This window comes from Stutzerimonas sp. NM35 (assembly GCF_054604355.1).
Genome location: NZ_CM137728.1, coordinates 891,751 through 913,956, shown reverse-complemented (window position 1 = coordinate 913,956; position 22,206 = coordinate 891,751). Strand labels below are relative to the sequence as shown.

At 64.1% G+C, this 22,206-nt stretch carries 21 protein-coding genes; 8 read left to right on the top strand and 13 right to left on the bottom strand.

The window, feature by feature from the left end; all coding sequences use genetic code 11:
* The first annotated feature begins 8 nt into the window (after positions 1–8).
* From ACYCFC_RS04390 to ACYCFC_RS04365, 6 genes are all read left to right on the top strand, one after another.
* A complete protein-coding gene (locus tag ACYCFC_RS04390; RefSeq protein ID WP_014852555.1) occupies positions 9–413 on the top strand; it encodes a GFA family protein in 405 nt (134 codons plus the stop codon).
* Positions 414–436: 23 nt separating this feature from the next.
* Entirely contained in the window at positions 437–1,615 is a 1,179-nt protein-coding gene (locus ACYCFC_RS04385) for a vWA domain-containing protein (RefSeq protein ID WP_122077738.1), read from the top strand.
* Between the two features lie 89 nt (positions 1,616–1,704).
* Positions 1,705–2,250, top strand: coding sequence for a hypothetical protein (locus ACYCFC_RS04380; RefSeq protein WP_459653223.1), 546 nt, complete (start codon positions 1,705–1,707; stop codon positions 2,248–2,250).
* Between the two features lie 345 nt (positions 2,251–2,595).
* The gene (locus tag ACYCFC_RS04375) at positions 2,596–3,780 is read left to right on the top strand and encodes a PepSY-associated TM helix domain-containing protein (protein ID WP_181084433.1); all 1,185 of its coding nucleotides are present in this window, start codon (positions 2,596–2,598) and stop codon (positions 3,778–3,780) included.
* Positions 3,777–4,310, top strand: coding sequence for a thiamine pyrophosphate-binding protein (locus tag ACYCFC_RS04370; protein WP_181084435.1), 534 nt, complete (start codon positions 3,777–3,779; stop codon positions 4,308–4,310). Before ACYCFC_RS04375 ends, ACYCFC_RS04370 begins: the two co-directional genes overlap by 4 nt.
* The gene (locus tag ACYCFC_RS04365; RefSeq protein WP_181084580.1) at positions 4,310–4,630 is read left to right on the top strand and encodes a hypothetical protein; all 321 of its coding nucleotides are present in this window, start codon (positions 4,310–4,312) and stop codon (positions 4,628–4,630) included. Before ACYCFC_RS04370 ends, ACYCFC_RS04365 begins: the two co-directional genes overlap by 1 nt.
* 16 nt (positions 4,631–4,646) lie before the next feature.
* Here ACYCFC_RS04365 and ACYCFC_RS04360 read toward each other — a convergent pair whose 3' ends face one another.
* The 9 genes from ACYCFC_RS04360 to ACYCFC_RS04320 form a co-directional block, all read right to left on the bottom strand.
* A complete protein-coding gene (locus ACYCFC_RS04360) occupies positions 4,647–6,020 on the bottom strand; it encodes an efflux transporter outer membrane subunit (protein ID WP_181084437.1) in 1,374 nt (457 codons plus the stop codon).
* Positions 6,021–6,031: 11 nt separating this feature from the next.
* Positions 6,032–7,978, bottom strand: coding sequence for a MacB family efflux pump subunit (locus tag ACYCFC_RS04355; RefSeq protein ID WP_459653222.1), 1,947 nt, complete (start codon positions 7,976–7,978; stop codon positions 6,032–6,034).
* The gene (locus ACYCFC_RS04350; protein WP_459653221.1) at positions 7,972–9,138 is read right to left on the bottom strand and encodes an efflux RND transporter periplasmic adaptor subunit; all 1,167 of its coding nucleotides are present in this window, start codon (positions 9,136–9,138) and stop codon (positions 7,972–7,974) included. Before ACYCFC_RS04350 ends, ACYCFC_RS04355 begins: the two co-directional genes overlap by 7 nt.
* Positions 9,139–9,286: 148 nt before the next feature.
* Entirely contained in the window at positions 9,287–11,683 is a 2,397-nt protein-coding gene (locus ACYCFC_RS04345) for a TonB-dependent siderophore receptor (protein WP_459653220.1), read from the bottom strand.
* Between the two features lie 333 nt (positions 11,684–12,016).
* Positions 12,017–12,943, bottom strand: coding sequence for a FecR domain-containing protein (locus ACYCFC_RS04340; protein WP_459653219.1), 927 nt, complete (start codon positions 12,941–12,943; stop codon positions 12,017–12,019).
* The gene (locus tag ACYCFC_RS04335) at positions 12,940–13,443 is read right to left on the bottom strand and encodes a sigma-70 family RNA polymerase sigma factor (protein ID WP_181084447.1); all 504 of its coding nucleotides are present in this window, start codon (positions 13,441–13,443) and stop codon (positions 12,940–12,942) included. The genes ACYCFC_RS04340 and ACYCFC_RS04335 overlap by 4 nt, the downstream gene beginning before the upstream one ends.
* 188 nt (positions 13,444–13,631) lie before the next feature.
* Positions 13,632–16,100, bottom strand: a complete 2,469-nt coding sequence (locus tag ACYCFC_RS04330; RefSeq protein WP_459653218.1) for a TonB-dependent siderophore receptor — start codon at positions 16,098–16,100, stop codon at positions 13,632–13,634.
* Between the two features lie 148 nt (positions 16,101–16,248).
* Complete coding sequence (locus tag ACYCFC_RS04325) at positions 16,249–17,205, bottom strand: FecR domain-containing protein (RefSeq protein WP_459653217.1); 957 nt, start codon at positions 17,203–17,205, stop codon at positions 16,249–16,251.
* A complete protein-coding gene (locus ACYCFC_RS04320) occupies positions 17,202–17,693 on the bottom strand; it encodes a sigma-70 family RNA polymerase sigma factor (protein WP_459653949.1) in 492 nt (163 codons plus the stop codon). Before ACYCFC_RS04320 ends, ACYCFC_RS04325 begins: the two co-directional genes overlap by 4 nt.
* Positions 17,694–18,048: 355 nt before the next feature.
* Between ACYCFC_RS04320 and ACYCFC_RS04315 the strand changes: the two genes are divergently transcribed.
* Entirely contained in the window at positions 18,049–18,864 is an 816-nt protein-coding gene (locus tag ACYCFC_RS04315; protein ID WP_459653216.1) for a hypothetical protein, read from the top strand.
* A gap of 24 nt (positions 18,865–18,888) precedes the next feature.
* Here the strand turns inward: ACYCFC_RS04315 and ACYCFC_RS04310 are convergent, their stop codons facing one another.
* From ACYCFC_RS04310 to ACYCFC_RS04300, 3 genes are read right to left on the bottom strand one after another with little or no spacing between them, the layout of a single operon-like run.
* Entirely contained in the window at positions 18,889–19,401 is a 513-nt protein-coding gene (locus ACYCFC_RS04310; protein ID WP_459653215.1) for a DUF2937 family protein, read from the bottom strand.
* Positions 19,395–20,177: a class II glutamine amidotransferase gene (locus ACYCFC_RS04305; protein ID WP_181084456.1), complete on the bottom strand. Its 783-nt coding sequence runs from the start codon at positions 20,175–20,177 to the stop codon at positions 19,395–19,397. Before ACYCFC_RS04305 ends, ACYCFC_RS04310 begins: the two co-directional genes overlap by 7 nt.
* Before the next feature lie 23 nt (positions 20,178–20,200).
* Positions 20,201–20,674 carry an MFS transporter gene (locus ACYCFC_RS04300; RefSeq protein WP_181084458.1) on the bottom strand — a complete coding sequence of 158 codons (474 nt, stop codon included), beginning with the start codon at positions 20,672–20,674 and terminating at the stop codon, positions 20,201–20,203.
* 207 nt (positions 20,675–20,881) lie between these two features.
* Between ACYCFC_RS04300 and ACYCFC_RS04295 the strand changes: the two genes are divergently transcribed.
* On the top strand, positions 20,882–21,322 hold the full coding sequence (locus ACYCFC_RS04295; RefSeq protein ID WP_459653214.1) for a universal stress protein: 441 nt from the start codon (positions 20,882–20,884) through the stop codon (positions 21,320–21,322).
* Positions 21,323–21,459: 137 nt separating this feature from the next.
* On the opposite strand, the gene ACYCFC_RS04290 is transcribed toward ACYCFC_RS04295, so the two are convergent.
* A complete protein-coding gene (locus ACYCFC_RS04290; protein ID WP_181084462.1) occupies positions 21,460–22,152 on the bottom strand; it encodes a DUF6901 family protein in 693 nt (230 codons plus the stop codon).
* Between the last annotated feature and the right edge of the window lie 54 nt (positions 22,153–22,206).

Here is a 22,206-nt window from a genome sequence, read left to right as displayed (position 1 = left end):
GAAGAACCATGCAAACCTATACCGGCAAGTGCCTGTGTGGTGTCGTGCGCTACCGTATCGACGCCCCCATCGACGGACTGACCCATTGCCATTGCAGCATGTGCCGCAAGGCCCACGGCGCCGCGTTCGCCAGTTACGCGAGCGTGCCGCTGGAGGCCTTCCACTTCATGTCCGGCAAGGACCAGCTCGGCGTCTACCACTCCTCCGAACACGTGACGCGCACCTTCTGTATCCGCTGCGGCTCGAACCTGCAGTTCGTCGACAACCGCGAGCATGAGCTCGGCGTCGCCGTGGGCACGCTCGACTCACCCTTGCCCGTACCGCCGCAATCGCACATCTTCGTCGGCTCCAAGGCCGACTGGTACGCGATTCGCGACGGGCTTCCCGAACACCAGGGCGACAGCAGCAGCTGATCGCCGCGCCCAGAGGTTCTGCAATGCTGCTTGGCCTGTTCAATGAAATGCGCGCCGCCAAGGTACCGGTGTCGGTGCGCGAACTGCTCGACCTGATCGATGCGCTGAAGCACCGCGTGGTATTCGCCGACATGGACGAGTTCTACTATCTGGCGCGCACCGTGATGGTCAAGGACGAACGCCACTTCGACAAGTTCGACCGGGCCTTCGGCGCCTACTTCAATGGCCTGCAGAGCCTCGATCAGCACCTGGAGGCGCTGATTCCCGAGGAATGGCTGCGCAAGGAATTCGAGCGCAGCCTGAGCGACGAGGAACGCGCGCAGATCCAGTCCCTGGGCGGCCTCGACAAGCTGATCGAGGAATTCAAGAAACGCCTGGAGGAACAGAAGGAACGCCACGCCGGCGGCAACAAGTGGATCGGCACCGGCGGCACCAGCCCGTTCGGTTCCGGCGGCTACAACCCCGAAGGCATTCGCATCGGCGATGCCGGCAAGCGCCAGGGCCGCGCGGTGAAGGTCTGGGACCAGCGCGAATACAAGAACCTCGATGACCAGGTCGAATTGGGCACGCGCAACATCAAAGTCGCCCTGCGCCGCCTGCGCAAATTCGCCCGCCAGGGCGCCGCGGACGAGCTGGACATCGACGGCACCATCGACCACACCGCCCGCGATGCCGGCCTGCTCAACATCCAGATGCGCCCCGAGCGGCGCAACGCGGTGAAGCTGCTGATCCTGTTCGACATCGGCGGCTCGATGGACGCCCACGTCAAGGTCTGCGAGGAACTGTTCTCGGCCTGCAAGACCGAGTTCAAGCACCTGGAATACTTCTACTTCCACAACTTCATCTACGAATCGGTGTGGAAGAACAATTTCCGCCGCACCTCCGAGCGCACCTCGACCCTGGACCTGCTGCACAAGTACGGCCCGGACTACAAGGTGGTGTTCGTCGGCGACGCGGCGATGGCGCCCTATGAAGTCACCCAGCCGGGCGGCAGCGTCGAGCACTGGAACGAGGAAGCCGGCTACGTCTGGATGCAACGCTTCATGGAGAAGTACAAGAAGCTCATCTGGATCAACCCCTATCCCAAGGACACCTGGGGCTATACGACTTCCACCGGCATCATCCGCGAACTGGTGGAAGACCGCATGTATCCGCTGACCCTGAGCGGGCTGGAAGAAGGCATGCGATTCCTGGCGAAATAACCGGACGAGTCGACGCAGGCCTGATTCGCCAGTGCCTTGGAGATGGGCTACTCCTTACGACTCCGATCACACGTCGCAGGAGAACGCCCGTGAACGACGAAGAACCACGCCAGTTGCCCACTGCCCTCTTTGTCGAGGCCCTGACCCTGGCCACATCGGTGCTGGGCGGCGCGAAGGATGGCAAGGAACTGCTGGAAAGCCTCGGCAGCCGGATCGACCCTGCCAGGCCGCTGCGCTATGCCGTGCAGACCTGCGAACGACGCGACGACCATATTCTCATTCGGGCTCAGGTTCGCAACAGCGGCGAGCACGGTGTCCATGTGCAGTCCCTCGAAACCGAAGAGACGCTCAAGGCCGACATCCTCGAAGTCCGCGACATCACGGGGCGCAACGCTCGGGTGGGATTCCAGAGTTCATCGGACAGCGGCGCCGCGCCCTCGGACGACCCGCTGTTCCTCGACGCTGGAACCGCGCGATTGCTGGAGATCAGACTTCAGGCCTTCGACGAGCGACGCCTGCGCAACGCGCCGTACGGCAAACTGGTGTTCGGCTACGTGGTGAATGGCGTGGCGAGAAGCAACCTGAGCGACGAGGTGGAATTCGCCTTTCCCACCCGGACCCGGCTTCTCTCCTAGAGATGCCGCGAGGGGCGCTCCGTAGGTCGGTACGCCCCCACATCCTTGCGGGGCATGCCGCTCCCGAAACGATGCTTTTGCGTGCCGCCCCTGAGCGGACGACCGGTAACGACTAGCGAAAACCCCGGACCGGCATGCCGGTAACATTTTTTTTCATTTGCAGTTGCGGGTTTTCGCCCTCTCATCCGTCTTGTTCATTGAGACATCCAAAAAACCGCACCACGCCCTGCATGCGCAATGACATGCGGGGCGCTCGGCTTGTCCCGACCGAGCCCAGCACATTGACGTGCTTGCGCAGCTCCATCGCTACCGAATCCACCGCCCTCAGCCATAGACCTTGCCCTCATGTCCAAGAAGTCCCGCTCCAGACTCTGGTTTCTCGTTCACAGCTGGCTGGCCCTGCCGATCTGGTTCTTCCTGCTGATCATCTGCGTGACCGGCACCCTCGCCACGGTCAGCCAGGAGATCGTCTGGCTGGCCAACCCGGACGTGCGTGCCAGCAAGCCGTCGACCGATGCCGAACGGCTCGATTACGAGCAGATCCTGCAGGCCGTGCAGACGCAGGAGCCGAGGCTCGCCGTGCTCGGCCTGTCGCGCCCGCAGGAGGATCATTTCGCCCTGACGGTGCGGGTCGCCTACCCTGACGCCACCACCGCGACCCTTTACGTGAACCCCTATTCGGGGGCCATCCAGGGCGTCAGCCCGCTGTTCGACTTCCGCCAGTTCACCCGCGCCCTGCACGGCTGGTGGCTGGCGCCCTGGACCGACGGCTACAGCTGGGGCTGGTATCTGGTCTGCAGCCTCGGCCCGCTGATGCTGGCCTCGCTGATCACCGGCCTGGTGGTCTACAAGCGCTTCTGGCGCGCCTTCTTCAAGCCGCGGCTGCGCCTGAACCAGGGCGCACGGGTGTTCTGGGGGGACTTCCACCGGCTGTCGGGCATCTGGTCGATCTGGTTCATCGCCATCATCTCGATCACCGGTACCTGGTTCCTGCTGCAGGCGATCCTCTCGGACTTCGACATTCCCTACGTCGAGAGCCGCCCGCCCGCAGTGATCCAGCGTGACGCGGTGACCAGCACCGCCGGCCAGGCTCCGTCGACCCTGGGGCTCGACGAGATCACGCGGATCGCCCAGGCGCGGGTGCCGGGCTTCGAGCCCAGCTTCATCCGTCTGCCGGAAAGCACCTATGGCCCGGTCACCATCGGCGGGCGTGGCTGGTATCCGCTGATGAACCAGTCGCTGTCCATCAGCCCCTACGACGGCAGCATCGTCGGCACCAACCTGCTCGACGACCGCCCTGCCCTGTCCTTCGTCACCGAATCCATGTACCCGCTGCATTTCGGCGACTTCGGCGGGCTCTGGCTGAAGCTGGTGTGGTTCCTGTTCGGCCTGCTGCTGACCTTCATGGTGTTGAGTGGCCTGCTGATCTGGAGCAAACGCACGGTCAAGGCCACCGCCCAGCAACTACGTCGCCCACCCCGCGCGGCGCGCGGCACCTCCCTCGAAACCGCCGTGGAGAACACCCCATGAGCTCTGCTTCCACCACCTCCGGTCGGCTTCGCGCAGCCTGGCTGCGCTGGCGCTTCCACCTCAACGTGCTGCTGCTGATCGTGCCGCTGGCGCTCATGTCGCAGTACTTCCAGAACCAGGCCAAGTTTCGCGGCCTGATGGGGCTGGGCGAGCGCGAGATCGGCGAAATCCAGGTCGGCCCCTGGAGCGCGCGACTGGCCGAGCACGAACTGGGCGGCCCTCACGACGAGGGCATCTACGGCTTCCACAAACCGTTCGTGGTCGCCTTCTGCGAAACCTGCCTGCCACAGATCAAGGCCGCCTACCTGCGCATCGGCGAGCCGCGAAGCCTGCGGGCCGCCGGAGCCCTGCTGATGGGCAACCCCTACGCGCTGGAGGGCGAAGTGGTGGTGCCGCCGCGCGCCTCGCCGGACAGCGAACTCTGGCTGACCGTCGAAGGCTGGGACGGCAGCGTCCACCAGGCTTCCATTCCCCTGGCCCAGGCCTCGCCCGATACCCGGGCCTGGCTCGAACAACGAGGCAACCTTTGATGATCATTCGCCGGATCGAACTCACCCTGGGCGCCTTGCTGCTCGTCGGCGTCGTCCAGATCGCCGCGGCGCACCAGGCGCCTTTCTGCCAGTGCAAGGCCGTCGACGAACGCAATATCCGCTGCGTCGGCGGCTTCAGCGGCGGCGTGCCCGCCGTCGGTGTGACGCTCGACGTGATCGGCTACGACCAGCGCACCCTGGTGGCCGGCAAACTGGACGAGCAGGCATCCTTCACCTTCGAGCGGCCCGACGCGCCCTTCTACATCCTCTTCGACGCCGGCCCCGGCTACACCGTCGAGATCGACCACCAGGACCTGTGACCGCAAACAAGTGATTTCAGCGGGCGTCTGCCTGACGCCAGCCACCACCGAGCGCCCTGGCCAGCGCCACGCGGCTCTGCAGGCGAGCCAGGCGTAGCTGGACGCTCCGGTCTTCGGCCTCGTACAGGATGCGCTGGGCATCGAGCAGATTGAGCAAGTCGTCGGCGCCAGCCTGGTAGCGCCGTTCAGCCAGTTGGAAGGCGCGTTCGGCCTGGGCCTGAACCGCTTGCTGGGCCTGCCATTGAGCTTCCACGCCAGTGCCGGCATTCAGCGCCACCTGCACATCGGCGAAGGCTTCGATGATGCGTTGGCGGTAGCTGGCCAGCAGTTCTTCACGGCGGGCCGTGCTGCGCTCGCGTGCGGCGGCCAGGGCGCCGCCGTCGAAAATCGGCGCGGCCAGCGCGGCAGTCAGCGAATACAGCGGACCGGCGAGAACGCGGCTCAGACTTCCGGCTGTGCCGCTGGCACCAGCGGACAGGTCCAGACGCGGCAACAGCGCGGCACGCGCCGCACGCAGGTCGGCATCGGCTGCGCGCAGTTGCGCCTCGGCGCGGGCCAGATCCGGGCGGCGCAGCAGCAGGTCGCTGGGCAGTCCGGAGACAAACGAGGGTGCTTGCAGCGCCCCGAGTGAGGCCGAGGAGACCGTCGCCGGCTCGCCCTGCCCCAGCAATACAGCCAGCTCGCTGCGCACGTCGTCGGCCTGCTGGCGCAGGGCTTCGCGGTTGCGCCGCTGCTCGGCCACCAGGCCACGTTGCTGGGCCAGTTCCAACGGCGTGGCGGCGCCCGCCGCCTGACGCGCCTGCACGGCAGCCAGTACCCGTTCGGCATTGTTCAGGTTGAGTTCGGCCAGGCGCAGGCGCTCGGCCAGGGCGACCTGACGCAGCCAGGTATCGACCAGGCTGGCGGTCAGGCTCAAACGCAGGGCCTCGCGGTCGAAGCGACTGGCGGCCAGCTCGGCGCGGGCCGCGTCACGATCGGCGGCCAGGCGGCCCCACAGATCCACTTCGTAGCGGGCGACGAGGCCGCCGCCGTAGCGGTTGCCGGCATTTTCGCCATTGCCACCCAAGCGGCCTTCGCGGCTGGCACCGAGGTTGCCGTCCAGGCGCGGCAGCAGCGCGGCGCCGGCGGCACGGGCGCTGGCTTCGGCCTGGCGCAGGCGCGCAGCGGCGGCGGCCAGGTCCTGGTTGTCGTTCAGGGCCTGCTCAACCAGGGCGTCCAGTTCGTCGCTGGCGAAGCCGCGCCACCAGGTATCGGTCGGCGTTTCTCCACTGTCCCGGGAATGGCGCCATTCGTCGGGGACAGCAGGCAGGCTGGTCGGCGTTTCGGCGGTATGGCTGCAACCGCCCAGCAGCAGCGCGCCGCACAACGTCGGCAGAAGGTATCGGGTCATGGAAAGTCCTGTCATTGCACGGCCAGCGCCACCACCGGGTCGAGCCGCGCCGCAGTCCTGGCCGGCAGGTAGCCGAACACCAGGCCGGTGCCCACCGCGCAGGCGAAGGCCAGCAGCATCGCCGACAGCGAGAACACCAGCGGCACCTCCCAGAGGATCAGCAAAGCGCCGAACAGCAACCCGCTGGCCACGCCGACGCTGCCGCCGACCAGGGTGACCAGCACCGATTCGGTGAGGAACTGGCGCATGATGTCGCGCTGGCGTGCGCCGGTCGCCATGCGGATGCCGATCTCGCGGGTGCGTTCGCGCACGGTCATCAGCATCACGTTCATCACGCCGATGCCGCCGACCAGCAGCGACACGGCGGCGATCAGGCCGAGCATCAGGGTCATGCTCTGCCGCGTCTTGGCCTCGGCCTGCAGCTTGGCGGCGGAGTTGTACACGCGAAAATCCTCGCGACCGTGGCGCTGCAGCATGAGTTCTTCCACTGCGCGTTGCGCCGGCAATACCAGCTCGCTGCGCCTCACCTCGATCGCCCCATAGCTCTCGTCGCGCAGCTTGGGGAAGACCCGCACCACGCCCGTGCTGTGCGGCACCAGCACCTGCTCGTCCGGGTAGTTGCCACCGGCTTCGCTACCCTTCTCGCTCATCACCCCGATCACCTCGAAGGGCGAGCTGTTGATCAGGATGATGCTGCCTAGCGGATCGCCGCCATCCGGGAAAACGCTGGTGTATACCTCATGGCCGAGCACCGCCACCGGGGCGATCTCGCGGTTCTCCGCGGCGCTGAAAAAGCGCCCGCGCGCCACCGGCCAGTGATGGATCTGCGGCAGCTCTTCGCCCACGCCGAGCACCTCGGTCTGCAGCGCCTGCTGGCCATGACGGATCAGCGCCGGATCGCGCAGCACCGGCATCACCCGCGTCACCTCGCGCAGCTCGCCGATAGCCGCGAAGTCGTCCAGGGTCAGCACGCCGACAGGGCCGCCGGTGCGTGGCACGTCGCTGCCGATGTACATCATGTTGGCGCCCATCACGCCCATTTCGGCGACCACCTTCTGCCGCGCGCCTTCGCCGACGGCGAGCATGACGATCACCGAGGCCACGCCGATGACGATGCCGAGCAGGGTCAGCGCCGTGCGGAAACGATGGATCAGCAGCACGCGCCAGGCGCCGCGCAGCATCTCGCCCAGCTCGCAGAGAAAGGATGCGCCGCCGTCACGGCCGGCCTGGCGCATATCCGGCGCGGGCAGCGCATTAGCCGGGGCGGTGGCACCGCTGTCGCCGATCACTTCGCCGTCGCGGATCTCGATCACCCGCCGCGCCTGGGCGGCGACGTCGCGGTCATGGGTGATGAGGATGATGGTGTGGCCGGCATCGGCCAGTTCGTGCAGCAGCGCCATGACCTCCTTGCCGCTACGGCTGTCCAGCGCGCCGGTGGGTTCGTCCGCAAGGATGATGCGTCCGCCGTTCATCAGCGCTCGGGCGATCGATACACGTTGCTGCTGACCGCCGGAGAGCTGGTTGGGGCGATGTTCCAGGCGCTCCTCCAGGCCCAGGCGCCGCAGCAAGGCCGAAGCGCGCTCGCGGCGCTGCTCGCTCGGCATGCCGGCATAGATGGCCGGTATCTCGACGTTCTCGCGCGCCGATTCGGTGGCGATCAGGTGGTAGCCCTGAAAGACGAAACCGAAAGCCTCGCGGCGCAGCCAGGCCAGTTGGTCGGCATCGAAGGCGGCCACGTCCTCGCCGGCGAAGCGGTAGCTTCCGGCACTGGGGCGATCCAGGCAGCCGAGAATGTTCATCAGCGTCGACTTGCCGGAACCGGAAGTGCCGACGACGGCGACGAACTCGCCCGCCAGGATCGACAGGTCGATGCCGCGCAGCACGTCCACCGCCGGTGCGCCGTCATCGCCGCCGTAGGTGCGGCGGATGCCCTGCAGCTCGATCAGCGGCGCTACCACTGGAACCTCGACATGCCGGCCTCGGCCTGCACTTCGCCGATCACCAGGCGTTCGCCTTCGTGCAGGCCATCGAGGATTTCCGCCACCTGGCGATCCCGCGCGCCGACTTTCACCGCGCGCAGCTCGGGTTGCTCGTCGTCGCCGAGAATGCGCACCTGGTAACGGCCCGGCTTGCCCTGCAAGGCATCCAGTGGCGCGGTGAGCACGTCCTTGGCCGAGGCGGTGACGAATACCACCTGGGCGGTCATTTGCGGCATCAGCTCGCCGTCATCGTTGTCCACCTCGAACAGCACGGTGTACTGCACCACCTTCTCCGGTTCGGCGGCGCCGCTCGATTCGCCCTGGCCAGCGTTGGTCACCGGTGGCGCCGGCAACACCTGGCGCACCGAGCTGTGCCAGCGCCGTTCGTCGCCGCCCAGGGTGGTGAAGTACAGCGGCAGGCCGGCCTTGACCCGGCGGATATCGGCCTCGGAGACACGCGTCCAGCCGGTCATGCTGGACAGATCGGCGATGCGCATCACCGTCGGCGTCTGGTAGGTGGCGTTGAGGGTCTGGCCCTGCTTCACGTCGACACCCAGCACCGAGCCGGCGATCGGTGCGTAGATGCGCGTGTAGCTGAGCTGCGCCTCGTTACCGCGCAGCCGCGCCTGAGCTTCGGCGATCTGCGCGCGCAACTGCCGCAGGCGCGCTTGGGCCGAGCGCAGAGTGGCGACGGCGATCTGCACGTCTTCCTCGCGGGTCGCCTCGTCGACCAGAAGGCGCTGCTGGCGACGATGTTGCTGCCGCGCCAGGTCGAGCTGCGCCTGCTGCTCGGCCAGTTGCGCGCGCAGGCCGTCCAGCGCGGCGCGATCGGCCTCCACCGTGGCTTCGTGCAGGCTGGCGTCGATTTCGGCGAGCAACTGGCCCTTGTCGACGCGGTCGCCCGGCTCCACGTGCAGACGCATGATCTGCCCGGACACCTGGGCGCCGACCTCCACCGAATGGCGTGGTTGCAGGGTGCCGATGGCAACCACCGTGGCCTCCACATCGCCGCGCGCGACCGTGACGGTTTCATAGGCGATGGCCGGCCTGTGGCTGAACCAGCCTGCAAGACATAGCAGTATCAGGAGCGATGCGATGAACAGCCAGCGACGCCGGCTGGCGAGAAGGGAAAACGACATGCTTGGGCTCGACCTCTGTCTGAGCGTTGGATAAGCATCCCTGATCACCGGGCCGAGCCGGTTCGACAGTGCTGGGGTGCCACCGTCGAACCGGCTCGGAGGTGATGAGCTGCTTGCGTGCCGACAGGACGCGTTTTCCGCCCGTTGGCTAGAACGCGTGCGCCAGTGTGGCCGTGAAGCTGCGCGGCGTGCCGTACCAGCCGCGCGAGCCGATCGCGGTGTAGTAGGTCTCGTCGAACAGGTTGTTGAGGTTCAGCGACACGCTGGTTTCCGGCGTGAACGCGTACTGCGCCATCAGGTCCGTCACGCTGTAGGCGCTCTGGTGGAAGGTCTCGCCGTTAGGGCCGGCGCCCTTGTAGTACTCCGCACCCTGCCAGCGCACGCCTCCACCCACCTTCAGCTGCGGCATGGATTGCAGGCGGTAGCTGGTGAACAGTTTGAAGGTGTCGCGCGGGACCTCGGTGAGCAGCCTTTCGTCATCCGAGTTCTCAATCACGGCATAGGCGTAGCTGGCGGCAACCTGCCAGTCCGGCAGGATCTCGCCCGCCATCTCGACTTCGAAGCCGCGGGTTTTCGTGCCGGACTCGGGGATGGAATAGCCGGGATTGTCGGGGTCTGCCACAGGCAGGTTGTCCTGGCGTATCTCGAAAACGCTGAGGCCAGCGGTCAGGCGCTTGTCCCAGAATTCGCTCTTGAGACCCAGCTCGTAGTTCTCACCTTCCTTCGGCTCGAGATAGGTCCCGTCAAACCGCTGCCGGTCCTGAGGTTTGAAGATGGTGGTGTAACTGGCATAAGCCGACCAGTTTTCATTGAGGTCGTAGATAAGGCCAAGGTAGGGCGTGACGATGCCGTTTTCCTGCTCCTTGGTCGGCCTGACGATACCTGTCGTCAGGTTGCGCGATGACTTGTCACGCTGCCAGTCGATCACCCGTGCCCCGGTGATCAGCGAGAGGCTGTCGGACAGGCTCCAGCGGGCCGCGGCGACCAGTCCCGTCTGTTTTTCATCCAGCGCGCCTTCCGTGGACCTGGTATGGATGGCTTCTGGCACTGCCAATGAACCATCCCAGGTGTGGATATTGTCGATGCTCTGGAAGGTCCACAGCGGATAACCGTAGCTGCGGTAGTAGGACTTGGTGTGGCTTGCGCCCAGGTGCAGTTCATGTTCGCGGGCGAACAGTTCGAAGGGGCCGGATGCGGACAGGTCGAACGAGGTCTGACGCGGCTCGCCCGCCCAGCGCCCGGTCCAGGTACTGATACCACTGCCATCAGGATTGACGGTGCCACTGGCCGCGGTGGCGAAGGCGTCGTCATAGCTGCGGCGGCTATGCTCGGCGTTGAATTTCACCTGCCAGCCGTTGCCGAGCGCATGTTCCAGGGTGGTGAACAGCGTCTTGGTCTCACGCTTGTGGTAGCTCCAGTCGGCGCCGGAGTTGAACGAGCGCGACGGCTTGAAATGGCTGCCATTGGCGTTGTACATCGGAAAACCATGGTTGCCCGCGCCGTCGTTATCCATGTCCTGATATTCAGCGCCCACGGTCAGCATGGTGGCATCGCTGATGTCCCACTCCAGCACCCCATAGGCCACCTGTTTCTCCAGCGCCTGGCGGTCGACATGGCTCTTGCTGTCGGTCTTCGCGGCGACGAAACGGCCGCGTACATGACCGCTTTCCGACAGTTTTCCGGAGACGTCCAGCTCGGTGCGGTAACTGTCCCAGGAGCCGGCCTGTACGGTCAGCTTGCGCTGCGTCTCCAAGGTCGGCTTCTTGCGGATCAGGTTCACGGTGGCACTGGGGTCACCCGTGCCCGACATCAGCCCGGTGGCGCCGCGCACCACCTCGACCCGGTCATAGATGGCCATGTCGGCGAGGTCGTCGCGAAAGCCGTAGCTGTCGGTACGGTTGACCCCGTCGACCTGAATGTTGCCAATCTCCGTGCCCCGCACGTAGATGTTGTTGGCGTCGCTGCCGGCCGGCCCCATGCTGTCGACGACCACACCTGGAGTCTGCTCGAGCACCTGGGCGATGTCGGTGAGGTTCTGGTCCTCGATCTGCTGGCGGGTGACCACGCTGATCGCCTGCGGCGTTTCGCGCATCGACAGGTTCAGGCCGGTCGCCGTGCTGGTCGAACCGGTGGTGTAGCTGCCGGTGCCTTCGGTGGTGCCGCCAGTCTGCGTACCGATCACGGTAGTCTCATCCAGCTCCAGCGCGGCGCCCTCGCTACGGCGAACCAGCACGTAGCGCTTGTCAGCGGCGCGTTGCACCTGCAGACCACTGCCTTGCAGCAGTTGGGCAAAACCCTGCTCCACCTCGTATTCGCCTTGCAGGCCATTGCTGTGCAGGCCAGCGGTTTCCTCGCTACCGAAGCTGATGGTCACACCGCTGGCGGCGGCAAACCGGCTGAGGGTGGCGGCCAGGCTGTCGGCGGGTATGTCATAGCCAATGGGCGCGGCTGAAATCGTTGCGCTGGTCAGTAGCGAGCCGGCAAGGCTTAGTGCCAGTGCCGCGTGGCGAATGCTGCGAGCGAGGGGCGAAGGGTGTTGGGGCATGGTGGAATCCTGTTCGGGTTGGCATGAGCGGCGTCTGCTGCACGCGTGAACATGGAGCCGAAGCAGGAATGAAAATCTGTTACCCCTCGGATGAAAAATTTATCCGGTCTCGTATCGAATCGAGCTAGCAGGTCGTTGAAAAAAAAAGGAGGCGACGACTGCATGGATGCAGGAGGTAGGGCGAAGCAGGAAGCCCGAGCCGAGGCAGGCAAGACAAGACAAGACAAGACAAGGCAAAAATGACCGAAAAAGCGGAGTTTACAATTGTAAATGAGCATTTTGAGTTCGTTTTTAACGCAGGATTGCCAACGCAGGTAGTTTTTCAACAACCTGCTAGGCGCTGCCTCGCCCAGCTTCGACGTGAACCCAGTAACGGGTCAGCCGGCGTATATGAATCGGCAATGCATCCTGCAAGCTGGCCAGGGCGGCTTCGCTATCGTCCAGGTCGAAAGCACCGGAAAGGCGCATGCCGCCGATGTCCGTCGCGCAGCCCAGGTAGCCGGGGCGGTAGCGCGACAGTTCGGCGAGCAGATCGTCCAGCCGCCAGTCCACGGCCACCAGCATGCCTTGCGTCCAGGCCTGGATATCGGTCGGCATCGGTTGCAACGGACCGGCGCCCTGGGCGGAGAAGCTCAGGCCCTGCCCCGCTGCCACGCGCACGGCCTGCCGAGAGGCCAGGGCCGGGCGAACCTCGACCGCGTCGGCGGCGACCATGACCTGGCTGAGCCCTTCGCCCTGGCGCACGCTGAAGCGGGTGCCGAGCGCGAGCACCTGGCCCTGCGCGGTCTGTACGCTCAGTGGGCGCGAGTCCTTGGCGGTTTCCACAAGGATTTCGCCCTGGTGCAGCTGGATCAGGCGTCGTCCAGCATCGAAGCGGACATCCACGCGGGTATCGGTGTTGAGGTCGAGGCAGCTGCCATCGGCCAGGATCAGCTGTCGGCGCTGGCCGACACGGGTGACGTAATCGGCGCTCCACGGCGAGACCTGGTAGCCCTGCCAGCCAATCACCCCAACACCCAGCAACAGCGCGAGGGTTTTCAGCGCATTGCGTCGATCCCGACGCGCACTTTCCAGGGCACTGGCGGCGCCGGCGGGCGCCTGGCCGAGTTGCCGCTGCAGCAACTCGATGCGCGCCCAGGCTTCGGCATGACGGCTATCGGCGGCCAGCCAGGCCTGCCAGTCGGCACGCGTGGTATCGCTGGCGGCGCTGTCGTGCAGGCGCACATACCAGTCCACCGCCTTGGCGAGAGCGGCCCTCACGCCTCCTCCAGTTGCAGGCAATGCAGCAGGCCGATGGTCAGGTGCTTGCGCACCGTGCTGACCGAAACCCCGACCCGCTCGGCAGCTCGTTCATAAGTCAGGCCATCCAGTTGCACGGCGAGGAAAATGGCTCGGGTACGGGCGCCGAGGCCATCGAGCAGGCGGTCGATGGCCATCAGGCTATCGAGGATCGCGACGCGCTCCTCGGCCGACGGCGCATATTGTTCGGGACGCAGGGCGAGTGCTTCCAGATAGGCCTGCTCCAGGGATCGGCGCCGGTATAGATCGATCACCAGACCGCGGGCAACGGTGGAAAGATAGTGGCGCGGCTCGCGCAGATTGTCAGCGGTACGCGCGACCAACACCCGGACGAAGGTGTCCTGCGCCAGGTCCGCAGCATCGGCGCAATTGTTCAGACGCTGGCGCAACCAGCCATTGAGCCAGCTGTGATGGTCACGATAAAGCACGTGCAAAGCCGTGTCGGTGGATGCCGTGGACATCCCGCCCTCCAGTCGAATCATTGATGCAAATGGGAATGCTTCGCAATTCTACGGATTAGGCGGGCTGTTGGGAATGGGCGCTGGGGTGATTACGAAGACAGCCCGGAGGGTGAAGTCGAGCGTAGGGTGGAAACGTTTCGCGGTTTCCGCCCTACTTGCTGATCAGTCGAGGCCTGGGTGTAGCTCGGTCAGAACCTGTACTTGACCGATAGCATCAGGTTGCGCGGATCACCGTAGACGTTGCTGGGCACAGTGACCGAGGAACTGAGGGAGTTGTAGTACTTTTTGTCAAACGCGTTGTTCAGGTTGAGGCGAGCGTCGATGCGCTCGGTCGGTTTGAAGCCCAGCATGAAGTCCATCAGGGTGTAGCCATCCTGCTCGATCATGTAGGTGGTGTTCTTGTTGTAGATGCGGTTCTGGTGGTACAGGGAGGCACCTACACGCCACTGGTTGAATTGCCCAGGCAGAGTGTAGGACGTGCTCATCTTGAACAGGTGCCGTGGAATATCGGTGTCGAACAGGCGGCCCTCGTTCTCCGGTTTTGTATCCTTGCGATACTTGGCCTCGGCAAAGGTGTAACCGGCTGCCAATTGCCAGTTTCGTGTCAGCTGGCCCTGCACTTCCAATTCGATACCCTTGCTGCGCACTTTCCCCGCAGCCTCATAGCACAGAGTGGTCGGATAGCTAGGGCAAAGATCCGTGTCGGTAATGGACTTGGCGCGGTTTTCCTGGTCGATCTGGAAGATGGCAGCCGATGCGTTCAAGGCGCCATCGAAGTATTCGCCCTTGATGCCCAGCTCATAGTTCTTGCCGGTGATGGGGGCAATGACATTGCGGGAGGCATCCACGTAGCTCTGCGGTTTGAAGATATCGGTATAGCTGGCATAGACGCTGTGATGCTCATCCAGATCGTAGATCAGGCCTGCGTACTTGGTGACATGCCGGGTGACCTTCAGCTCCGGGCTGTCGCCCGCGGCGCCTTTGTAAGGCGCGCTGGTGTTGTTTTCATACCAGTCCAGGCGGCTGCCCAGGATCAGCTTCAACGGGTCGGCCAAGCTCAGGCGGGTGGTGGCGTAGAAGCTGTTGAGCCTGGCATCGGTATTCTGCCAGCGGTGCTTCTCCTGGCTCTCCGGTTTCGGTGTGGCGCCCGAGTCCCAGTCGTAGATGTCGATGTTGCTGTTCAGCAAGATGTTGTTGGGCACGTCACCGCGGAACAGCACGCGCCGGTGACTGGCGCCGACGACCAGTTCATGGTCACGATCCATCAGGCGGAACGGTCCACTGGCGTAGGCGTCAAAGCTGTTCTGGGTCTCCCGATAATGTCCGGCACCGACGAATTGGTCATGGGTTTTGGTGGCGGTGCGGCCGAGAATATAGGTGCCCAGCATGTCCAGGTCGGCCCAGGTCCTGGTGGCCGAGAGATTGAGCTTCCACCCGTTGTCCAGGACGTGCTCCAGCGCGGCATAGGCCGAGGTGCTGGTCTTGTCCCAGTATTCCCAGTCATTGCTCAGCGAGGTCGAGCGCGACAGATGCAGGTCGCTGCCGTCGAAACCTACCGGAATGCCAGTCCAGCCGTTGCCGTTGTTGTTGTCCTGCTGGCGGGAGGCGCTCAGCGTCAAGGTGGTGCTGTCGCTGAGGTCGGCCTCCATGATTCCATAAAAAAGGCTGCGCTCGTTGTTCAGCGTATCCCGGAAGCTATTGCCGGTCTGATACGCCGTCACCATCCTGCCTCGAACGGTCCCGGTATCGTTCAGGGGACCGGCCACATCGACCTCGGTGCGGTATCTATCCCAGGTGCCCATGCTACCTTCGATGCTGGCCTGGAACTCGCGAGTCGGCCGCTTGCGGATCAGGTTGATGGCCGCAGAGGGATTCCCTGCACCTTGCATCAGGCCAGTAGCGCCGCGCACGACTTCCACCCGGTCATACATGGCCATGTCGGCGGACAGCAGGTCCTGGGACACCTGGGAACTGTCCAGGCTGGTGGGAAGGCCGTCGTACATGATGTTGTCGAGGGAGAATCCGCGGGCATAGTACGAGGAGCGCTCGGGGCCGGTACGGCGCAGGGTCAGGCCAGGGGTGTTCTGCACCACATCATTAAGGTTGGCCAGGTTTTGGTCTTCGATCCGTTGGCGGGTAATGACGCTCACCGACTGCGGCGTTTCGCGTAGTGACAGGTTCATCTTGGTCGCAGTATTGGTCGAGCCGGTGGTGTAACTGCCGGTCCCTTCGGTAGTAGCGCCGAGCTGGGCACCAGTCACGGTAACCGCCTCCAGCTCCAGCGCATCACCACTATCCACCGCCACTTCCAGCGCATAGTTACCATCGTTGCTGGACGCCCGCAGTCCGGTGCCGGCTAGCAGGCGGGCCAGGCCTTCGTTCACCGCGTAGCTACCATTCAGTCCCTGGCTACGCTTGCCGGCGGTGAGCTGAGCATTCACCGACAGCAGGATGCCCGCCTCGCTGGCGAAGCGGTTGAGCGCCTGGTCAAGCGGGCCGGCGGGAATGGCATAGGCTCGGGCTTGCTGGCTGGCGGCGGGCTGGGCCTGAGCGGCCGGTGCGAGCAGTAATGGGCTGGTTATCAGCAGGCTGGCAAACAGGGCTCGGCGAACCGCCAGGGTCAGTCGGGAAGGGTTGGTTGCGGGCAGGTACGGCATTCTGGATCGTCCCCCTGAGAATGCTTCTTGATTGGTTTCAAGAGGTATCCCGAGCGAGGCGACGAAATCGACAATGGGCCGATAGAAATATTTTCTGATTACTCCACGCTCAGGCTGAACGGTGGAAAAGGCTGCGCCGTTTTCCACCCTACGCGGGCATGACCGTCACCCAGTAGCGGGTCAGGCTGTGAACCTGGATCGGTAGCGTCTGTTGCAGCGCCGTCAGCACGCGGTCGGTGTCGGCCAGCGGAAATACGCCGGTCAGCTCCAGGGCGGCGACGGCCGGATCGCAGCGCAGCACGCCGGGACGGTGGCGCGAGAGCTCGGCGAGGAAGCGGCCGAGCGGCATGCGTTCGGCCACCAGCCGGCCCTCATTCCAGGCGGCCGCATTGACGTCGGCCCGTTCGACTTCGCCGAGGCGCGCCACGCTGAACCAACGGCGCTGCCCGGCCTGCAAACGGCTGGCGGCGGCATGCCGGGGGCGCAGCTCCAGTTCACCTTCGAACAGATCGACGCGGCTGCCGCCGTCCGTTTCGAGAACCGCGAAGCGCGTGCCCAGGGCCTGGATGTCACCAGCGGCGGTCTCGACGATCAGTGGACGGTCGGCCATGTCATGGCCGCTGTCGAGCAGCAGCTCACCGGTCAACAGACGGATGCGACGTTCATGGGCGCTGAACAGGATATCCACCGCGCTACCGCTGTTCAGGCTCAGCCGGCTGCCATCGGCCAAGGTGCGTTGCAGGCGCTCGCCAGTGGCGCTGCGCAGGTCGGCCATGGCCTCGCGCCAGGGCAGCTGCGAGTGGGCGACGTAGCCGCTACCGCCGGCGACCATGAGCAAGCCGAGCAGTTTCAGCGTCTGGCGCCGATGGGCGTCTGGCAGTTCACGCAGCACCTGGCGGGCGGTACTGGCCGGCACTACCGCCAGTGTGCCCTGCAGCTGCTCCAGGCGCTGCCAGGCCCGTCGATGCTCGGTGTCGGCAGACTGCCAGGCCTCGAATGCGCTGCGCTGGGACTCATCCAACCCACCATCCCAGTGCAGCATCAACCAGTGGCTGGCCTGCTCGACGATGGCGGGCGCGATGGGCGCTTCGGCAGAACGGTTCATTCGGCGTAGAGCACCTGATAGCAGGCCTGGATGGCGCGCAGCATGTACTTCTGCACCGAGCTGACGCTGACCTGCAGGCGTTCGGCGATCTGCACATAGGTAAGCCCCTCGAACTGCGAAAGCAGGAAGGCTTCACGCACTTTCCCGGGCATGCTGTCGAGCATCGCATCGATCTGCATGAGGGTCTCGATGATCATGGCGCGGGTCTCCAGCGAGGGGGTTTCCGGCTCGGGCAGCGCGGCGAGGCTGTCGAGGTAGGCCTGCTCGATGCGTTGACGGCGCCACTGGTCGATCACCAGGTTGCGCGCGATCTGGACCAGATAACTGCGCCCTTCCCCGCCTGCCGGCAAGCGGCCGGTGGTCAGCAGGCGCAGAAAGGTGTCCTGAGCGATATCGGCTGCTCGTTCGCGATCGCCCAGGCGACGGCGCAGCCAGCTCTGCAACCAGCCGTGGTGATCGAGGTAAAGGCCATGCACCCGCCGGTGCATCAAGGCTGGATCAGGAAACGTGATGGACACCCGGAACTCCCAGAAGAGGCGATGCAGATAAGAATCGATCGCATCTTAATGGAGGCGTGATACCTTGGGAATGGCAAATGTCCGGATCAGCGCCGGCACCGCCGAACGCCCCGCCGCTTCTGGACCTGGCTGCACCAATACGGCCCGGATTGAAGGGTAGCCATGTGCTGTGCCTTTCCCTGCCCACATGTTCGACGACACATGACACTGCGGGCGACAGTGGTACGCTGCATCAAACCGTCCTACCCTCATCATCATGACCACGAGCACGTCGTATACCACCCCCTATGGTTCGCCCACACCAGTCCGTACCTGCAGGCGACTGGTGCGGTTGATCATTTCTTGTCTGGCCCTCTATTGGCTGATAACCGTGGCTGCCAGTGCCCAGGCAAGCCCTCCGCTGACCCTGAAACTGGGAGGTTCACCAGACGCTATCGCCTATGCCCGGCTGCTGCTGGGAGGTGCGTTGGAAGCCATCGGCCATCAAGTGACAATCGAGGAAACGACCGCCCAAGGCGACATTCCCATGACCCGCCTGGAAGTCATGCTCAAGCGTGGCGAAATCAGTGCCTTGATTCTCGGCCGGACGGCTGAGCGTGACCACAAGTTCCTTCAGGTGCCTGTCGGCATGACCGACAACCTGGTCAACCAGCGCATCCTCTTCATCTCCAAGGGCAGCCAGCCGGACTATGATTTGGTGCGCAGCCTTGAGGATTTCCAGCAACTGGGCAAGATCGCTGCCATGGGCGAAGCATGGGCCGACCGGGCAGTCTGGGAAAGCAACGAGCTGCCGCTGAAATCCATCAGCGGTGACTGGCGACGGCTCTACCGGATGGTAGCCTCAGCGTCACGCGGGCTCGACTACCTGCCCCGTGGCGTGCATGAAATGAGCGAAGAGTGGCGTTTGCACCCCGAGCTGGATATGGAGCGCAATCTGGTATTCGTTTACGAGCAGGATCATATTCTCTACGTCTCACCCACTCTGCCCGAAGTGCATCGGCTACTGCATGAAGCAATGCTGGCAGCCAGGGATGCCGGACTCATCCGGCAGCTGGCCAGGGAACATTACGCGCAGGTATTCGAGCCACCGGTGAGCCTGCAGAAACGACACCCCATCCACCTGCGCTCGGCTGTGCCGTAATAGGACAACAGCACCCTGCTCGCCTCAGCGAAACAGCCGCTGCCGACGGCGCGGAAACAACAGTCCACGCAGCAGCAGGAAGAGACTTTCGCCAATCCAGGCCGCAAGCAGTGCCCAGCTCAGCCCCCAGGCAATCGCTTCCGGCGCCAGCATTACCTGAAAGCGATAACTGTTCCAGACCTGGCCGCGAATGCTCTGATCCGCCCCGAACAGCACATGCCAGGCCTGGGTATACCAGGGCCCCTGCATGAAGCGCCATTCACGCTCCAGCAATCGCGCCCGCTCCACCAGCCCGGCAACGCTCTGCGCATCGCTTTGAATCACCGGGTCTTCGCTGGCCTGATAGTGTTCGACCAGTGCATTCAGATCACCTTGAAAGAAGCGCCCCGCCGTCGACTCGAACCCCTGCAGCCCCTGCTGCGCCTCCAGTCGGCGAGCCTCGACGTGATTGGCATAGGCCTGGATAAAGCCCGGCACCTGCACGCCGATCAGCAGGCCGAGGGCAAACAGGCTCAGACGCAGATAGCTTCTCAGCATGACGACACCTGCCCGCGTGCGATGCACTCGCCCAGCCGCCAGAGCGTCCACTCGCCCGGCTGGTGGATGTCCCATTGCTCGTTGTCGGTCAGCGCTTCGGTCGCCAGCACCGTGACCACATCGTCAGGCGTGGTTTCGGCGGTGAAGTCCACGGTCAGCTCGGCGTCCTTCAATTGCGCCGGGCCGAAAGGCGCACGACGGGTGACCTGCGCCAGCTTGGTGGTACAGAAACTGAACAGCCACTCGCCATTGCTCAGCAGGCAATTGAACACGCCCCTGGCGCGGTAACCGGCGCAGGCGTCGAGCAGATGCGGCAGCAGGTCCCGGGCTTCGACACGCTCGGGGAAATCGCTGCGCACGCGGTTGAGCAGGTCGCAGAAGGCTGCTTCGCTGTCGGTATCGCCAACCGGACGGTAGAAACCCTTCGGCGGCTGGAAATCGGCCAACTGGCCGTTGTGCGCGAAACACCAGTGCTGCCCCCAGAGTTCGCGCACGAAAGGATGGGTATTGACCAGCGCCACCTTGCCGACATTGGCATGACGGATATGGCCGATCACCACTTCGCTCTTGATCGGGTAGCGCTGGACCATCTTCGCCACTTCCGACTCGCAACTGGCCACCGGGTCCTGGAACAGGCGCAGGCCGCGCCCTTCGTAGAAGGCGATGCCCCAGCCATCGCGGTGCGGGCCGGTACGCCCGCCACGCTGCATCAGCCCGGTAAAGCTGAAATGAATATCGGTAGGCACATTGGCGCTCATGCCGAGCAGTTCACACATCGCGATCTCCGAACGATTTCAGGTCACAGGCGGGGTTCGGTTCTGGTCTGGTAGCGGTTCGCGGGACTGTAGGCCTCGTCCTCGTCTTCGGCTTCATCGAGCCGTTCACGCAGAGTGCGCGGGTCCTCGTCGGCAGCGGCGGCTTCGCGGCGGCGTCTGAGGCTACGTTCGATCGGCCAGCGCAGCGCCACCAGCACAGCATACAGGGCAAATGCGATCAGCCCGTAGAGCGCCAGATCGGCGACTGCACGCCAGGCGTTGGCGCCGACACCGAACAGCAGATCGAGCGCGGTAATGGCCACCGCAGGGGCGAAAAGCTCCTGCTCCGGATCGACGATGGTCGGCGTCAGCAACAGTACGGCGACGATCAGTCGCAAGGGTTCACGCAGCCAGCGCCACAGGGGACGGGTCATCCGGAACCACACCAGCAGGCAGCCCAGCGCAGCCACTCCGTAGGCCGTCCAGGCAAGCAGATATTCATTGGCGATCAGGAACATGGAAGTCTCTTGTATGAGTCGGAGCGCGCACCGGCATTGACGCCGCGCATGATAACAGCCAGAAGCCTTTCTGGCCGTCAACCACGCGATGCAATGTCACTGGCCACGCTGCTTGCAACGCCGTATAAACGCTGAAAACAAAAGCTGCACCCCCCATGCGCAGCAAGAGCCATACTTGCCACAATCAGCACAGCCAGGAGAGTCCTCATGACCTACCAGCACATTCTGGTCGCTATCGACCTCACCGACGAATGCCATCCGGTCGTTGCACGGGCCCAGGCTCTGGCGACGGCGAGCAACGCCAGCCTGGCGCTGGTGCATGTCATCGAACCCATGGCCATGGCGTTCGGCGGCGATGTTCCGATGGACCTGTCGATGCTCCAGCAACAGCAGTTCGATCAGGCGCGCGAGCGCATCGCAGGCTTCGCCGACCGCTACCCAGCTCTGGCCGCCGAACAGCAACACCTGGCGTATGGGCAACCTCGTCAGGAAGTCCACCGCCTGGCCAAGGAAAACAATTGCGACCTGATCGTGGTGGGCAGCCATGGTCGCCATGGTTTGGCGCTGCTGCTTGGTTCAACCGCCAACGACATTCTTCATGGCGCGCCTTGCGACGTGCTCGCGGTGCGCCTGAAAAAAGCCGAGTGAGCCCCGGCAGGCCACTGAAAACGTAGGCGACGACTGCATGGATGCAGAGGCGAAGCAGGAAGCCCGAGCCGAGGCAGGCAAGACGAGGCTGTTTTTAACGACGTATTGCCAACGCAGCCAGTTTTTCAGCACCTGCCTCAGGCGACTTCCACCCCCTCACCGGCACTCATCACCAGCGGCCTGATCTTCTGCAACTGGGTTTCCAGGGAGTAGGTCAGGCTGGTTGCCATGGAAAAGAACGTGAGAAAGGCTTTCAGGTTGGAGTCGCCATGGCAGGTGGCGTGGATGCGCTGCCAGAACGCCTGATTGACCAGTTGCAGTTGCTGAAATGAATGCACCAGGCCGCGTAATTCCCAGTCGGCATGCCGGCCTTCGCGCAGATTGAAATATTGCCTGGCCAGATACAGGGATACGGCTCGCAGCACGAACTCATGGTTGCTGGCAAAGGGCAGATGCTGCTGCGCCATAGGTTTGAGTTTCGCCAGAACCGGGCAGGCGCTGGTCGCCATGATCACGCCCAGAAGCGCACGTAACCCTTCATCCAGCCCAACCAGCTTGTTGTATTCACGCTCCGGCGTACGCACCCAGACCGATGCTTTCTGCACCGCCGGCAGCCCCTGGAAATCCTCGACCACCCGATGCAGATCCACCGCCGCCGGGCAATGGCTGAAATCATCCCGGCTCAACGGGCAATTGACGCAGCGCTGATGTTCGAGACGCGTCCATTTCGGCGCCTGGGCAGCCATTGCCCTGTCGTACTCACGATCCAGTTCGATCCGATAACTGAAGGTGTGTTCATCATCCAGGGTGATGCGATATTCAATAGCCATTTATGCTCCATCATGATGGCAAAAACGAATCATCACTTAACTACGGCCTGGCTG

Bases quoted from the DNA above. Each gene is read 5' to 3' on its own strand.
- ACYCFC_RS04390 (WP_014852555.1), top strand. From the start codon at position 9: ATGCAAACCTATACCGGCAAGTGCCTGTGTGGTGTCGTGCGCTACCGT.
- ACYCFC_RS04385 (WP_122077738.1), top strand. From the start codon at position 437: ATGCTGCTTGGCCTGTTCAATGAAATGCGCGCCGCCAAGGTACCGGTG.
- ACYCFC_RS04375 (WP_181084433.1), top strand. From the start codon at position 2,596: ATGTCCAAGAAGTCCCGCTCCAGACTCTGGTTTCTCGTTCACAGCTGG.
- ACYCFC_RS04370 (WP_181084435.1), top strand. From the start codon at position 3,777: ATGAGCTCTGCTTCCACCACCTCCGGTCGGCTTCGCGCAGCCTGGCTG.
- ACYCFC_RS04365 (WP_181084580.1), top strand. From the start codon at position 4,310: ATGATCATTCGCCGGATCGAACTCACCCTGGGCGCCTTGCTGCTCGTC.
- ACYCFC_RS04360 (WP_181084437.1), bottom strand. From the start codon at position 6,020: ATGACCCGATACCTTCTGCCGACGTTGTGCGGCGCGCTGCTGCTGGGC.
- ACYCFC_RS04350 (WP_459653221.1), bottom strand. From the start codon at position 9,138: ATGTCGTTTTCCCTTCTCGCCAGCCGGCGTCGCTGGCTGTTCATCGCA.
- ACYCFC_RS04345 (WP_459653220.1), bottom strand. From the start codon at position 11,683: ATGCCCCAACACCCTTCGCCCCTCGCTCGCAGCATTCGCCACGCGGCA.
- ACYCFC_RS04335 (WP_181084447.1), bottom strand. From the start codon at position 13,443: ATGTCCACGGCATCCACCGACACGGCTTTGCACGTGCTTTATCGTGAC.
- ACYCFC_RS04330 (WP_459653218.1), bottom strand. From the start codon at position 16,100: ATGCCGTACCTGCCCGCAACCAACCCTTCCCGACTGACCCTGGCGGTT.
- ACYCFC_RS04325 (WP_459653217.1), bottom strand. From the start codon at position 17,205: ATGAACCGTTCTGCCGAAGCGCCCATCGCGCCCGCCATCGTCGAGCAG.
- ACYCFC_RS04320 (WP_459653949.1), bottom strand. From the start codon at position 17,693: ATGCACCGGCGGGTGCATGGCCTTTACCTCGATCACCACGGCTGGTTG.
- ACYCFC_RS04310 (WP_459653215.1), bottom strand. From the start codon at position 19,401: ATGCTGAGAAGCTATCTGCGTCTGAGCCTGTTTGCCCTCGGCCTGCTG.
- ACYCFC_RS04305 (WP_181084456.1), bottom strand. From the start codon at position 20,177: ATGTGTGAACTGCTCGGCATGAGCGCCAATGTGCCTACCGATATTCAT.
- ACYCFC_RS04300 (WP_181084458.1), bottom strand. From the start codon at position 20,674: ATGTTCCTGATCGCCAATGAATATCTGCTTGCCTGGACGGCCTACGGA.
- ACYCFC_RS04295 (WP_459653214.1), top strand. From the start codon at position 20,882: ATGACCTACCAGCACATTCTGGTCGCTATCGACCTCACCGACGAATGC.
- ACYCFC_RS04290 (WP_181084462.1), bottom strand. From the start codon at position 22,152: ATGGCTATTGAATATCGCATCACCCTGGATGATGAACACACCTTCAGT.